The organism is Shinella sp., assembly GCF_035998705.1.
Classification (GTDB): domain Bacteria; phylum Pseudomonadota; class Alphaproteobacteria; order Rhizobiales; family Rhizobiaceae; genus Shinella.
The window spans coordinates 175715-189418 of the sequence record NZ_DASYHH010000012.1 but is presented as its reverse complement, the minus strand read 5'-3'; the positions used below and the strand labels follow the sequence as shown (position 1 = coordinate 189418).

Below are 13704 nucleotides of genomic sequence, written 5' to 3'. Positions count from 1 at the left end.
GCCTTGCCGGTCCGGCCTTTCCGGTCGGACCGGCCCTTCTTTCAAGGGACCTCCTGATGAACTGGCTTGAAAATCTGCGCCGCAGCTTCCTCGACTGGAATGCCATGGCCGAAGTCCTGCCGACCATGATCACCGTCGGTCTCAAGAACACGCTGATCCTGGCGGCCACCTCGACGGTGCTTGGCGTCGTCATTGGAATGGTGCTCGCCATCATGGGCATTTCGCGCTCGGCCTGGCTTCGCATTCCGGCCCGCATTTACACCGATGTTTTCCGCGGCCTGCCGGCCATCGTCACCATTTTGTTGATCGGCCAGGGCTTTGCGCGTGTCGGCCGCGAACTCTTCGGCCCTTCGCCCTATCCGCTCGGTATACTGGCACTGAGCCTGATCGCCGGGGCATATATCGGCGAAATCTTCCGCTCGGGCATCCAGAGCGTCGATCGCGGCCAGATGGAGGCGTGCCGGGCGCTGTCGATGAGCTACGGCCAGGGCATGCGGCTCATCGTCGTGCCGCAGGGCGTACGTCGCGTGCTTCCGGCCCTCGTCAACCAGTTCATCGGCAACGTCAAGGATTCGAGCCTCGTCTACTTCCTCGGCCTGCTCGCCTCCGAACGTGAGATCTTTCGCGTCGGGCAGGATCAGGCCGTCGTGACGGGCAATCTTTCGCCGCTGCTGCTGGCGGGCGTCTTCTATCTCGTCGTCACCGTGCCGCTCACCCATGTCGTCAACGCGATCGACAATCGCCTGCGGATCGGCAAGCAGCGCCCGGCAGTCATCACCAGCGGGCTGGAGGAAGTCAGCGAACTCGACAACGCCAACCGCGCCTCGGGCGCCACATTCAAGGGCGGCAGCCTCGATGTCCGCCAGCTTCGCATGGCCTATGGCGAGCTGGACGTTCTAAAGGGCGTCGATCTTTCGGTGAAGCCCGGCAGCGTCACCTGCATCGTCGGCCCGTCCGGCTCCGGCAAGTCGACCCTGCTGCGTTGCCTCAACCGGCTGGTCGAGCTGAAGAGCGGCGACATCCTCATCGACGGCGACAGCATCCTCGCCATGAAACCCGAGCATCTTCGCCGCCGGGTGGGCATGGTCTTCCAGCACTTCAACCTCTTTCCGGATCACACCGCGCTGGAAAACGTCATGCTGTCGCTGACGAAGATCAAGGGTCTGCCACGGGTCGAGGCCGAGCGCATCGCCCAGGCGCGACTCGCCGATGTCGGACTGGCCAACCGCCAGCACCACCGCCCCGGCGGCCTTTCCGGCGGCCAGCAACAGCGCGTCGCCATTGCCCGTGCGCTCGCCATGGAGCCGGAAGTCATCCTCTTCGACGAGGTGACGAGTGCGCTGGACCCGGAACTGGTCAAGGGCGTGCTCAACCTAATGGCCGATCTCGGCAAGCGCGGCATGACCATGGTCGTCGTCACGCACGAAATGGGCTTTGCCCGCCGCGTCGCCGATCAGGTGGTCTTCATGGATGAGGGACGCGTGGTGGAAGCCGGCACGCCCGAGGCGATCTTCGACAACCCGCAGAGCCCGCGTCTCCAGCGCTTCCTCGCGGAAGTGCTTTGAGCGCGGGTGAGGAGAGAAAGATGACACGAACGATACGCAACCGGGAAGATGATCGACGCGCTCTTCCGCTTCGCCGCCAGCGGTCGGTGGGAACAGCCCTGAACCGCTCATCCATTCGCATGACCAACCGATTGAAAGACACCCCATGACAGACAACACTATCTCTTCGGCCGTCATCATCGGCGCCGGCATCTTCGGCGTTTCCACGGGCGTTCAGCTTGCCCGTCGCGGCATCCGCGTCACGATCCTCAATGATGGCCCGCCGGCCAACGGCGCTTCAGGCCGCTCGCTTTCCTGGCTGAATTCGGCGCGGATGCGCTCGGCCCCTTATCATCGCCTGCGCATGGCCGGCATTGACCGCTACCGCACACTCTCGACGCGATATCCGGACGCGGAATGGCTTCGCTTCCATGGCGGCCTGACCTGGGATGCCGACGACGAGCGCAACGAGATCGATGCGGCCTATCGCCATGAGGTGTCGCTCGCCTATGAGGCGCAAAAGCTTTCGGCAAACGATGCCGCCGACGTCACGCCCGGTCTCGATGTGCGCGCGATCACGCCGCAAGGCGCGATCTTCAATCCCGGCGAAGGCTGGGTCGACCTGCCGATGTTGATCGGCGTGCTGCTGGAGGAGTTTTCTGCGCTCGGTGGGGTGCTGGTGATGGACCAGGGGGCGGCCCGGGTCATGGTCGAAGATGGCCGCGCCGTGGGCGCGCAGACGTCGACAGGCAACCGCTTCGCGGCCGATGCCGTCGTGCTCGCGACGGGACCCGCCGTGCCGAAGATGGCCGCTGAAAACGGACAGACCATCGGGGACGGGACACCGATCGCTCTTCTCGTGCAAACCAAGCCACTCGCCCATCCGCTGCGCGCCGTGCTCAACACGCCACGCGTCGCCGTTCGCCCCGCGCCGGGCGGCACCTTCTCGCTGGATGCCGACTGGGCAGCGGACGAGGGCGTGACGATGCGGGCGGATGGCGGTTACGACATAGACGACAGTGTCGTTCAGGCGCTTCTGATCGAAGCTGCAAAGGTGATGGAGGGCAATCCGAAGCTCGAGGTCGCTTCCATCGGCGTCGGTGGCAAGCCGATCCCCGGAGATGGCGAACCGGTGATCGGTGCTCTCAAGGCGATCCCCGGCTACTACGTCGCCTTCAGCCACAGCGGCGCGACGCTCGGCCTCATCGTCGGCGAGCTACTCGCCTACGAGGTTGCCACCGGTTGCGAGCATCCCATGCTGGCGACGTTCCGGCCGGAGCGATTCACGGGAACCTAGAGTATGTCTGGTTCAGACTGATCCAGACATACTCTAAATTAGTTCTTTTGTTTTCGTTTGTCTTTTCGGGAAAACCGGTTCCCACTTTTCCCTGACAAACTCTAAGCCCGTCGTCGCAGATATCGAGAACGCGAGCCCGCCGCTACAGCGGCGGGGTGTACAGAGGCGCCCGGATGAGCGTTGCACTGGGATGAGTTGAGGCTATGGACATCAATTTCCACCGCAACGTCGAGGTTGCGATGGAGATATTGAGGTTAGCGCTTCAATCGTGCGTCAGTAGATATCGAAGTCGAAATACTTCGAGACGATAGCCTTGTAGGTGCCGTTCGCGACGATGGCGTCCATGGCGGCGTTGATCTTTTCCTTCAGCGCACCGTCTTCCTTGCGCAGGCCGACGCCGATCTCCGTCTGGCCTTCGGCGAGATCGCCGATCAATTTGCAGCAGCCGGCGCCGGTGCTTTTCATCCAGGCGGCGAGATAGAACTTGTCGGCGATGATCCCGTCGAGCCGGCCGTTGGTGAGGTCCATATCGGCCTCGTCCTGCGACGGGTAGAGTTTGACCGTCGCGCCGTGTTTGCCGAAGGTCGCCTCGGCCTGCTCGGCCTGGGGCGTCGACGACTGGGCACCGATCGTCTTGCCGTCAAAACTTTCCGGCTTGATGCCTGCCAGGTCGCTGTCGGCCTTGGTCATGACGGAGAGTTTGGAGCTGTAGTATTTCTTGGAAAAGTCGATTTCCTTCAGGCGCTCTTCGGTGATCGACATGGAGGCGACGATGGCATCGAATTTCTTGGCCTTGAGCCCCGGAATGATGCCGTCCCAATCCTGGGCGACGATCGTGCATTTTGCTTTCATTTCCGCGCAAAGCGCATTGGCGATGTCGACGTCGAGGCCCTGCAGCTTGCCGGCTGAATCGACGAAGTTGAACGGCGGATAGGCGCCTTCCGTGGCGATCTGGATTTCGTTCCAGTCCGGTCCCTGCGCGGCGGCGTCCCGCGCGAATTGCAGTCCGAAGACCAGGGTCGCGGAAAGAAGGACGGTCGTGAGATTTTTCATGTGTTCGTTCACCCTTATTGTTGTCGATGTTGGATTTCTTGCGACGTTCGCGTCGTTCTTGTTTTTAACGGCTGTTCGTTGCCCTGCTGCTGGCGATGGCCGCGTCTAGCCAGCCGGCATCCATCTGCGGCACGGCCGACAGGAGTTTTCGCGTATAGGGATGGTCGGGAGAGGACATGACCGATGCCTTGGCGCCCTGCTGCACGACCTGTCCCCGATGCATCACGACGACATGGTCCGCGATGGCATTCACCGTCGCGATGTCATGGGTGATGAACAGGTAGGTCTTGTTCATCTCCTTCTGGAGCTTGAGGATCAGCTTGAGAATCTGCTCCTGTACCAGCTGGTCGAGCGCCGAGGTGATTTCATCGCAGATGAACACGTCGGGATCGGCCGCGATTGCGCGGGCAATGGAAACGCGCTGTTTCTGCCCGCCCGACAGTTCCGGGGGAAAGCTGATGATGTGGCGGTCGCTCAACTCGACCATGTCGAGCAGTTCGGCGACGCGGAGGTCCCGCGCCCGGCCGCGAAGGCCGAAATGGAACGACAGCGGCCGGCCGACGAGATCGAGCACCGTCTGCTGCGGATTGAGCGAGGTATCGGCCGACTGGTAGATCATCTGGATACGGCGCAGCTGATCGCGGCTGCGCTGCTTCAGGGAGGGCGCGAGGCGAACGCCGTTGAGGCTGATTGTGCCGGCGACAGGGGGCAACAGGCCGGCGATGACGCGGGCGAGCGTCGATTTACCGGAACCGGATTCACCGACGACCGCAACGGTCCTGCCCGCCGGCAGCGCGACGGAAACGTTGTCCAGAACCTTGAACGTGCCGTAATGCGCCTCGACATTGGCAATCTCGAGCATGGTCTCGGCGGGTGGTTCTTCCGGCTTCTCCATCGTGCGGACTGCCCAGAGCGAGCGCGTATAGGCTTTTTCCGGTGCGGCGAGCATCTTGGCGGTGTCCGCCTGCTCCACCAGTTCGCCATGACGCAGCACCATGATGCGATGCGCCATCTGTGCCACGACGGCGAGATCGTGGGTGATATACAGAGCGGCGGTGTGATGCTCCTCGACGATCCTGCGGATTGCGGCGAGCACCTCGACCTGCGTCGTCACGTCGAGCGCGGTGGTGGGTTCGTCGAATACGATGAGATCCGGCTTGCAGGTCATGGCCATTGCCGTCATCGCCCGTTGCAACTGGCCGCCGGAGACCTGGTGCGGAAAGCGTCCGCCGATGCTGTCCGGGTCGGGCAGCTGCATCTGGGCGTACAGGTCCTTCGCATTGCGGATGGCAAGGGTACGCGACGTGTTGCCCTGCATCATGGCGCATTCGATCGTCTGCTCGATGAGCCGGTGCGCAGGATTGAAAGAGGCCGCTGCACTTTGCGCGACATAGGCGATGCGGTTGCCGCGCAACCGCCGCCGGCTTTCCTCCGTTTCCGTCAGGAGATCGCGCCCGTCGAAGAGGACGGAGCCGTCGGCAAATCGGCAGCCGGCGCGCGCAAATCCGAGGGCGGCGAGGCCGAGTGTCGATTTACCGGCACCCGATTCCCCGATGATGCCGAGAACTTCTCCACGCTTGAGGTGAAGGCTGATGTCCTTGACGATCGGTTGCCATACGCCGTCACGCTCGGCCTCGATGGTGAGGTTGCGGATGTCGAGCAGGGTGTCGCCGGTCCGGCGTGTCTCGGCGGCGGGATTACTGGTCATTGCGCAGTCCGCTTGCGATGTCGAGGAACCAGTCGACGACGAAGTTGATGCTGATCGTCAGCAGGGCGATGGCGGCGGCGGGAAGCAACGGCGTGATGTCGCCATAGCTGATGAAGGTCGCCCCCTCCCGGACCATCGTTCCCCAGTCCGCCGAGGGCGGCTGGATGCCGAGCCCGAGGAAGGACAGGGCGGAGATGGTGAGGAAGACGAAGCAGAAGCGCAGGCCGAACTCGGCGATCAGCATGGGCAGGATGTTGGGCAGGATTTCCCGCACGATGATCCATCCCGTTCCCTCGCCGCGAAGGCTGGCGGCCTCGATGAACTCCATGGCCGCGACATTGCGGGCGGACGAGCGCGCCAGCCGGAAAATCTGCGTGGCATTGAGCACGGCGATGTTCAGCACGATGCTCGGAATGGACGAGCCGAAGAGTGCGAGCAGGATGAGCGCGAAGATCAGCTGCGGGATTGCCATCAGCGTGTCGGCGAGGCCGGACAGCAGATGATCGAGCCAGGAAGGCGAGATGGCGGACAGGATGCCGAGCGTGCCGCCGAGCAGGAAGGCGATGGTGGTCGTGACGAACGCGATGCCGACGGAATTGCGCGCGCCATAGATGATGCGGCTCAGGACGTCGCGGCCAAGCTGGTCGGTGCCGAGCAGGAAGGTCCGGCTCCAGTCCGCAAAGGGTTCGCTCGAGACGACGTCCGCCTCGCCATAGGGCGCGATCAACGGGGCAAAGATCGCAAGTATGGCATAGAGCACGATGACGGCGAGGCCGAGCCAGGTGCTCCAGGAGGACTTTCTCAGCCCCGCGCGGACCTGCTCAAGACGGGAGCGCCGATAGCGCACGCGGCGAACGGGTTGGATCGTTTCGCTTGTTTGCATCGTGTCTCTCATCTCGGATGTGCCAGCCGGGGATTGGTCGCGATGGCGATGACATCGGCCAGAAGATTGAGCAGGATGTAGGAGGCGGCGAAAATCAGGGCGCATCCCTGCACCACCGGAATGTCACGCGAGCGCACGGCATCCACCATGGCCTGGCCGATGCCGGGATAGACGAAGACGACCTCGACCACGACAACGCCGACGATCAGGTAGGCGAGGTTGAATGCGACCACTGCCGCGATCGGCGCCCAGGCGTTGGGCAGCGCATGGCGCAGGATGACGCGCCACGGCGGCACGCCCTTGAGTTTGGCCATTTCGATATAGGGATGGGACAGCAGGCCGATGATGGCCGCGCGGGTCATGCGCATCATATGGGCGATGATGCCGAAGCTCAGGGTGAGGACGGGCAGGGCTATGCGCTGGAAGGTCTCGACCGCACCCATGTCCGGCGTGATGCGGGCGAGCGAATAGAAGATGGGCAGCTTCACCGCGAACAGCAGCATCAGCACATAGGCGACGAAGAATTCGGGAAAGGAAATGCTGGCGAGTGTCGTGGCGTTGAGCGCCTTGTCCAGCCAGCTGTTTCGCCTTATAGCGGCAATCAGACCCAGCACAAGGGCAATCGGAACGGCGACGAGCGCCGTGATGCCGGCGAGAAAAAGCGTGTTCTCCAGGCGCGGGCCGATGATGCTGACGACAGTGCGCGGCGTGCCGCTGCCAGACGAGAACGACAGTCCGAGATCACCGGTGACGGCGCCGCCGATCCAGGTGGCGTAGCGCTGCACGGCGGGCTGGTCGAGGCCGAGCGACTTCTGGAAGTTGGCGATCGTCTCGGGCGTTGCGGCGCGACCGAGCGTCGATTTCGCGAAATCGCCCGGCAACACGGCGATGGCTGCAAAGATGATCAGCGACACGACGAACAGCGTCACGAAACCCGATCCGAGACGCGCGAGAACGGTTCTGAACAGCGTGTTTGACAGGATGCCTTGGTGCAATGGACAATCTTCCGGTGGCGCTGGTGGTCACCGCCCCGAAAGGGCGATGACCGGCGACGGTCAGGCGATCTCGGGGCAGGCCTCAGGCCAGCCACCAGCGCTCGGCCATCCTGAAGTTGTCGCATTGCAGCATGTTGCCGATCGTGCCGTGTGCGATCTTCTTCGACATGGCATCGATGAACAGCGCATAGGCGATGACGAGCGCGCCGCCGTCATCATGCAGGAGCTGCTGCATTTCGCCGTAAATGGCCTGCCGCTTTGCCGTGTCCGGTTCGGCCCGTCCGAGCACCAGCAGTTCGTCGAAGCGCGCGTTCTTCCACGCGGTGTCGTTCCACGGCGCATCGCTGGCATAGGTGGTGGTGAACAGGGAATCGCAGGTCGGCTTGCCCAGCCAGTCGACGCCGACGAAGGGCTTGTGCTGCCAGACATTGTCCCAGTAGCCGTCGTCCGCCTCGCGGATGACATTGATCTCGATGCCGGCCTTCGCCGCGTGCTCCTTGAAGAGGAGCGCCGCGTCGATGGCATTGGGGAACGCCGTTTCGGCAACCGACAGGTCGAGCGTGACGCTGGTCAGGCCGGCCTTCGCCAGATGCTCCTTCGCCTTCTCGATATTGTAGCTGTGCACCGGCTCGGGATTGACGGCAAAGGCGATCTGCGGGGCGACCGGATTGTCGTTTGCCACCTTGGCATTGCCGAGGAAGGCCTTGGCGACGATATCGTCGCGGTCGATCGCGTATTTCACCGCCATGCGGACGTCCGGATTGTCGAAGGGTGCAATCGCGGTGTTCATGCTGAAGCTGAAGTGGCGCAGGCCGCTGACCTTCGAGATCTCGATCTCCGCGTTGCGCTCCAGGAGCTTGAGCGTCTTGATGTCGGCATCGACCATGTAGTCGATTTCGCCCGTCAGGAGCGCATTGGTGCGGGCAGCGACATCGATGATGTTGACGAATTCGACTGCGTCGAAATAGGGCTGGCCCGGCTTGTGATAGTTCGGGTTGCGCTTCATCTTGACGGCGATGCCGGGCTGCGAATCCTCGATGACATAGGGGCCGGTGGCGACGCCGCGCGCCCAGTCGATGCCCCCGCCGGCCTTGGCCGGCATCACGACGAGGTGGCAGTCGGACACGAGGTACGGGAAGTCGGCATTGCCGCCGGAAAGCGTGAAGACAACCGTGCCGTCGCCGCCATCCTTGACGTCCGTGATGGCCTCGACGAGCGCCTTCGCGGCCGAACTCGACGACGGACCCATATGGTGGCGGAAGGATTCGATCACATCGTTTGCCGTGACCGGCGCGCCATCATGGAATTGCAGGTCGGCGCGCAGCTTGAACGTCCAGACCTTCAGGTCGTCGGAGGCCGAAAAGCTTTCCGCGAGATCCGGGACGGCCGAACCGTCGGCAGCAAGCTCGGTGAGCGCGTTGCAAAGCGTTCCGCCGAAAACCACCTGCGTGAAGGAACTTTGCCAGGTCGCCGGGTCGTAGGAGTCGGTCTGCGCACCGTCATTGATGGCGAACCGGACCGAGCCTCCCTGTTTTGGTGCGGCATAGGCGGCGCGTATATCCAGCGGCAGAAGCGATGCGCTCAATACCAGCGCGCCGACCCCGCCCATGAACTGGCGGCGCGTTGCTGCCGGAAGGCCGCCTTGTTTGGTTTGGCCCGGACGATCCTGTTCATTCTTCATGACGTTCCCCTTTTTTTCTGCTGACACGTTTGATGCGGTGGCGCGGCCTGCATCCTCAACGGACACACGGCGCAGATCCTTGCGGCCAGCCCGGCGTGCGCATTCTGGTGCCGCAAATCCCCGGCGCTCCCACGCACCGGAAACCTCACCGGGTCGGCTTCAGTGGCGGCACTATTATGTCATTAGATTGATTGGTCAATAAGAAATTGATCGATCGATCAGTTTTGATTTTTGAAAAAGCATTTGACTACAGTCGTTTACGTCATTATTAAAAATAACATGGCTAAAAAAACTACAGAAATTTCAAACCAGAGTTCGGTACGGCGTCAGCAATTGCTGGATGCTGCGCTGAGTGTCGTGGCGCGTCGGGGGCTATCCGGCATCACCGTCAACGACATCGCCGACGAGGCCGGATGCAGCTACGGGGTCATCGCATTCCACTTCAAGACGAAGGAGCGCCTGCTGCTTGCGGTGCTGGATCTGCTGGCCAGCAATTATGAAAAGATCTGGCTCGACGCCGCCGCATCTGCCTCCGCGTCGCCGGCCGAAAAGCTGCGCCTCCTGATCGATGTGGATTTCGATCCGCGTGTGGCCAAGACCAAGAACCTCGCTGTCTGGATGGCGTTCTGGGCGGAGGCATCCCGTGTTCCGGCGTACAAGAAGCGTTGCAGCGAGCTGAAACATCGCTCGCTCGACACGATGGTGACGCTGGTGTCGGAGCTTGCCGCCGAGCGCGCGGTAACGGTCGATGCGCCGGCCATCGCGCGCGGCCTCTACGCCATCACCGACGGTTGCTGGGTATTCAGCCACGTGACCGGCGAAAACAGCCCGGACATGCGCGAGCGCTCCCGGAAGCTCTGCCTGACATTCCTCGCCGCATTCTTCCCGTCCGATTTCGGCGCGGCCGACGGCGCGTGACGACAAGAAAAATGAAGCAATCGGCCGTGCAGCGAAATGCCGGCCAGACACTATCGAGTAGGAAAACACGATGTATGCCGAAACCGGATCGCAGTGGAACGTCGCCGAACTGGAAGATGCGGCGCACCGCCATCTGATCAGCCCCGCCGAGGAAATGTCCAAGCTGGGCACCTCCGGGGGCCGCCCGCTTTTCACCTCCGCCAACGGCATCTACATCCACGACAGTCAGGGCCGCACGCTCATCGATGGCCCCGGCGGCATGTGGTGCACGCAGGTCGGCTACAACAGCCAGCCGATTGCCGACGCGATCTCCGCCCAGGCGCTGCGCATCTGCTACAATTCCCCGTGGTATTCGATCAGCGGTCCGGCCTCGGAACTGGCGCGCCGGATCGCCTCGTTCGCACCGGGCGATCTCGACCACGTGTTCTTCACCACCGGCGGGTCGTCCGCCGTCGATTCCGCCCTGCGCTTCATGCAGTTCTACAACAACGTGCTCGGTCGCCCGTCCAAGAAGGCGATCATCTGCCGCATCGACGGCTATCACGGCAGCACGCATCTGACGGCCGCCTGCTCGGGCCGGGCGGGTAACCGGCCGAATTTCGATCTGGAGCTGGACAACGTCTCCTTCATTTCGGCACCCAACGTCTTCCGCCGTCCGCGCGGCATGAGCGAGGAGGCCTTCCTCGATTTCCTCGTTGCCGAGTTCGAGGAGCGGATCGCAACGCTCGGGGCCGACAATGTCGGCGCCTTCCTGGCCGAGCCGCTGCTGGCGTCGGGCGGCATCCTCATCCCGCCGAAGGGCTATCATCGCCGCATTCTCGAGATCTGCCGCAAGCACGACATTCTCTACATCTCGGATGAGGTCGTCACCGGCTTTGGCCGCTGCGGCCACTGGTTCGCCTCCGAAGAGGTTTTCGACATCGTCCCGGATATCATCACCTTCGCCAAGGGCGTCACCTCCGGCTACGTACCGCTTGGCGGCTTCGTCATCTCCGACGCCGTGCTGGCGCGTGTCAGCGGCGAAAACGCCAAGGGCAGCTACTACACCAATGGCTACACCTACAGCGGCCACCCGGTCAGCTGCGCGGCCGCGCTCGCCAATATCGATGTCATCGAAGACAACAACCTTCTCGCCCATGTGCGCGACATCGCACCCTATTTCCAGGAGCAGATCCGCAAGCTCGGCGAACTGCCGTTGATCGGCGACGCCCGCGGCATGGGCCTCGTCGCCTGCGTCGAATGCGTGACGGATCCGGATTCGGATGCGGCAACGGACTTCGACAAGGAAGTGGCACTGCGCGTCGACCGCTATTGCTACGAGGGCGGCCTCATCGTCCGGCCGATCGGCAGCATGTGCGTGCTCTCGCCGGCGCTGATCATCACCCGCGAGCAGATCGACGACATGATGACCATTCTGCGCGACAGCATCGTGCGCGTGCAGGATGAGCTGAAAGCGGAAGGGCGCTGGTAGGCGATCCCGCATTGCATCCGCCATGCGGAGCATCGCCTTCGCATGGCCGCCCGTCATTTTGTGGATATCCCGATGGCTACGATCCAGTCGACCTCCGCCGCAGCGTCTCCCGTCAACAAGGACCCCTTGCTGCAACCGCTCCGGATCAAGGGGTTCACGCTGCGCAATCGCATCATGAGCACCAGCCATGCCTCGTTCATGGATGATGGCGGCCTGCCGATGGAGCGTTACCAGCGCTACCACGAGGAAAAGGCCAAGGGCGGGCTGGCGCTCACCATGTTCGGCGGCTCGTCCATGGTCGACGTGGATTCGAGCTGGGGCGGCGGCGGCCAGCTCAATCTCGCCACCGACGAGGTTGTTCCACACCTCCAGCAGTTTTCGCAGCGCATCCACGGGCATGGCGCGGCCCTGATGTGCCAGATCTCGCATCTCGGCCGGCGCGCGGATGCCACCACGCTCAACTGGCTTCCGGCGCTGGCACCCTCCCGTTCACGCGAAACGCAGCACCGGGCATTTTCGCGCGAGATGGACGAACACGACATCCGGCGCATCGTGAAAGCCTATGGCGCTGCCGCCGAGCGCTGCCGCGAGGGCGGGCTCGACGGGGTCGAAACGCTGACCGGCGGCCATCTCATCGGCCAGTTCTTTTCTCCGCGCACGAACTTCCGCTCGGATCGTTTCGGCGGGTCCGTCGAGAACCGCGTTCGTTTCGGGCTGATGGTGCATGAGGAAATCCGGCGCCGGCTTGGCGACGACATGATCCTCGGCATGCGCTTCATCATCGACGAGGCGAGCGAGGACGGCCTCTCCTTCGCGGACTGTCTGGAGATCGCCGCGATCTTCGAGCGCGAAGGGCTGGTTGACGTCTTCAACTGCATCTTCGGGCGGATGGACACCGTCATCGCGCTGGCCGAGCAGAACATGCCCGGCATGTCCCAGCCGCTGGCGCCGTTCCTGTCGAAGGTCGGCGAGTTCCGCCGGCACACCAAGCTGCCGGTTTTCCACGCCGCCCGCATCACCGATATCGCGACCGCGCGCTATGCGATCCGCGAAGGCCTGCTCGACATGGTGGCGATGACGCGGGCGCATATGGCCGATCCGCAGATCGTCAACAAGATCATGCGCGGCGAGGAGGACCGGATCCGCCCCTGCGTCGGCGCATCCTATTGCATGCACAAGAAGGTCAACTGCATCCACAACCCGGCCTCCGGGCGGGAGACGATGCTGCCGCAGGTCATTTCACCGTCCAGCGAAAAGCGCCGTGTCGTGGTCGTCGGCGGCGGGCCGGCGGGGCTGGAGGCCGCGCGCGTCTGTGCCGAACGCGGACATGAGGTCGTGCTGTTCGAAGCGGGGAGCCAGCCGGGCGGGCAATTGCTATTGGCCTGCCGCGCGAGCCAGCGCCGCGATCTCATCGGCATCATCGACTGGCGCACCGCCGAACTGGCGCGTCTCGGCGTCGACCTGCGTTGCGACACCTATGCGAGCGCCGAGGATGTGATTGCCGAAAACCCGGACGTCGTCATCGTCGCCACGGGCGGCCTGCCGGATGTGGATTGGCTCGACGGCGCCGAACACTGTCAGACCGTGTGGGATATTCTGAGCACCACGACCGACCGTTCGGGCGACATCATCGTCTATGACGGCACCGGCCGCCACGAGGGCATATCCACGACCTTGCACCTGAACGAACAGGGTTGCAGCGTGCATCTGGTGACGATCGACGACAGCCTGGCGCAGGAGGTCGAGTATTCGACGCGCGCCGTCTACCGCAAGCAGTTCCAGCAGCGCGGCATTCGCTCGACCATGGATCACCATCTGATCAAGGTCAGCCGCAACGGCGCCAATTCCCTGACCGCCACCTTCCGTCACGAACTGACCGGCGACCTTCTCGACATGGTCGCCTCGCAGGTCGTCATCGAACGCGGCACGACACCGCTCGACGAGGTATTCAACGATCTCCGGGACCAGTCGCGCAACGAGGGCGTGACGGATCTCGACGCACTGATTGGCGGTACCGCGCAACCCCGCGGCGGGGCGGCAGGCGCGTTCGAACTGCACAGGATCGGCGACGCGGTCGCCAGCCGCAACGTTCACGCCTCGATCTACGAGGCGATGCGCCTTTGCGTGGTCCTCTAGTGGCCGGGAAGGACCTTT

10 protein-coding genes are annotated in these 13704 nt (G+C 63.2%); 5 read left to right on the top strand and 5 right to left on the bottom strand.

All coding sequences use genetic code 11. The annotated features are described in order from the left end of the window. Positions 1-56: 56 nt before the first annotated feature. Entirely contained in the window at positions 57-1565 is a 1509-nt protein-coding gene (locus VGN93_RS10675) for an amino acid ABC transporter permease/ATP-binding protein (protein WP_327507496.1), read from the top strand. A gap of 145 nt (positions 1566-1710) precedes the next feature. Further along, the gene (locus VGN93_RS10670) at positions 1711-2841 is read left to right on the top strand and encodes an FAD-binding oxidoreductase (protein WP_327507494.1); all 1131 of its coding nucleotides are present in this window, start codon (positions 1711-1713) and stop codon (positions 2839-2841) included. A 273-nt stretch (positions 2842-3114) separates the two neighbouring features. Here the strand turns inward: VGN93_RS10670 and VGN93_RS10665 are convergent, their stop codons facing one another. The 5 genes from VGN93_RS10665 to VGN93_RS10645 form a co-directional block, all read right to left on the bottom strand. Continuing rightward, the gene (locus tag VGN93_RS10665) at positions 3115-3894 is read right to left on the bottom strand and encodes a transporter substrate-binding domain-containing protein (RefSeq protein WP_327507493.1); all 780 of its coding nucleotides are present in this window, start codon (positions 3892-3894) and stop codon (positions 3115-3117) included. A gap of 64 nt (positions 3895-3958) precedes the next feature. Next, positions 3959-5602: an ABC transporter ATP-binding protein gene (locus VGN93_RS10660; protein ID WP_327507492.1), complete on the bottom strand. Its 1644-nt coding sequence runs from the start codon at positions 5600-5602 to the stop codon at positions 3959-3961. Then, positions 5592-6485 (bottom strand): ABC transporter permease, encoded by an 894-nt coding sequence (locus tag VGN93_RS10655; protein WP_327507491.1) that lies wholly within the window; start codon positions 6483-6485, stop codon positions 5592-5594. The genes VGN93_RS10660 and VGN93_RS10655 overlap by 11 nt, the downstream gene beginning before the upstream one ends. An 8-nt stretch (positions 6486-6493) precedes the next feature. Continuing rightward, positions 6494-7480, bottom strand: coding sequence for an ABC transporter permease (locus VGN93_RS10650; RefSeq protein WP_327507490.1), 987 nt, complete (start codon positions 7478-7480; stop codon positions 6494-6496). Between the two features lie 82 nt (positions 7481-7562). After that, on the bottom strand, positions 7563-9161 hold the full coding sequence (locus VGN93_RS10645; RefSeq protein ID WP_327507489.1) for an ABC transporter substrate-binding protein: 1599 nt from the start codon (positions 9159-9161) through the stop codon (positions 7563-7565). A gap of 243 nt (positions 9162-9404) precedes the next feature. Here VGN93_RS10645 and VGN93_RS10640 point away from each other — a divergent pair, with 243 nt between their 5' ends. The 3 genes from VGN93_RS10640 (at position 9405) to VGN93_RS10630 (ending at position 13686) form a co-directional block, all read left to right on the top strand. Beyond that, complete coding sequence (locus VGN93_RS10640) at positions 9405-10079, top strand: TetR family transcriptional regulator C-terminal domain-containing protein (RefSeq protein WP_327507488.1); 675 nt, start codon at positions 9405-9407, stop codon at positions 10077-10079. A 70-nt stretch (positions 10080-10149) separates the two neighbouring features. Further along, positions 10150-11550, top strand: coding sequence for an aminotransferase (locus VGN93_RS10635; RefSeq protein WP_327507487.1), 1401 nt, complete (start codon positions 10150-10152; stop codon positions 11548-11550). A 72-nt stretch (positions 11551-11622) separates the two neighbouring features. Then, positions 11623-13686 (top strand): NADH:flavin oxidoreductase, encoded by a 2064-nt coding sequence (locus VGN93_RS10630; protein ID WP_327507486.1) that lies wholly within the window; start codon positions 11623-11625, stop codon positions 13684-13686. Positions 13687-13704 lie beyond the last annotated feature (18 nt).

Bases quoted from the DNA above. Each gene is read 5' to 3' on its own strand.
- VGN93_RS10675 (WP_327507496.1), top strand. From the start codon at position 57: ATGAACTGGCTTGAAAATCTGCGCCGCAGCTTCCTCGACTGGAATGCC.
- VGN93_RS10670 (WP_327507494.1), top strand. From the start codon at position 1,711: ATGACAGACAACACTATCTCTTCGGCCGTCATCATCGGCGCCGGCATC.
- VGN93_RS10665 (WP_327507493.1), bottom strand. From the start codon at position 3,894: ATGAAAAATCTCACGACCGTCCTTCTTTCCGCGACCCTGGTCTTCGGA.
- VGN93_RS10660 (WP_327507492.1), bottom strand. From the start codon at position 5,602: ATGACCAGTAATCCCGCCGCCGAGACACGCCGGACCGGCGACACCCTG.
- VGN93_RS10655 (WP_327507491.1), bottom strand. From the start codon at position 6,485: ATGCAAACAAGCGAAACGATCCAACCCGTTCGCCGCGTGCGCTATCGG.
- VGN93_RS10645 (WP_327507489.1), bottom strand. From the start codon at position 9,161: ATGAAGAATGAACAGGATCGTCCGGGCCAAACCAAACAAGGCGGCCTT.
- VGN93_RS10635 (WP_327507487.1), top strand. From the start codon at position 10,150: ATGTATGCCGAAACCGGATCGCAGTGGAACGTCGCCGAACTGGAAGAT.
- VGN93_RS10630 (WP_327507486.1), top strand. From the start codon at position 11,623: ATGGCTACGATCCAGTCGACCTCCGCCGCAGCGTCTCCCGTCAACAAG.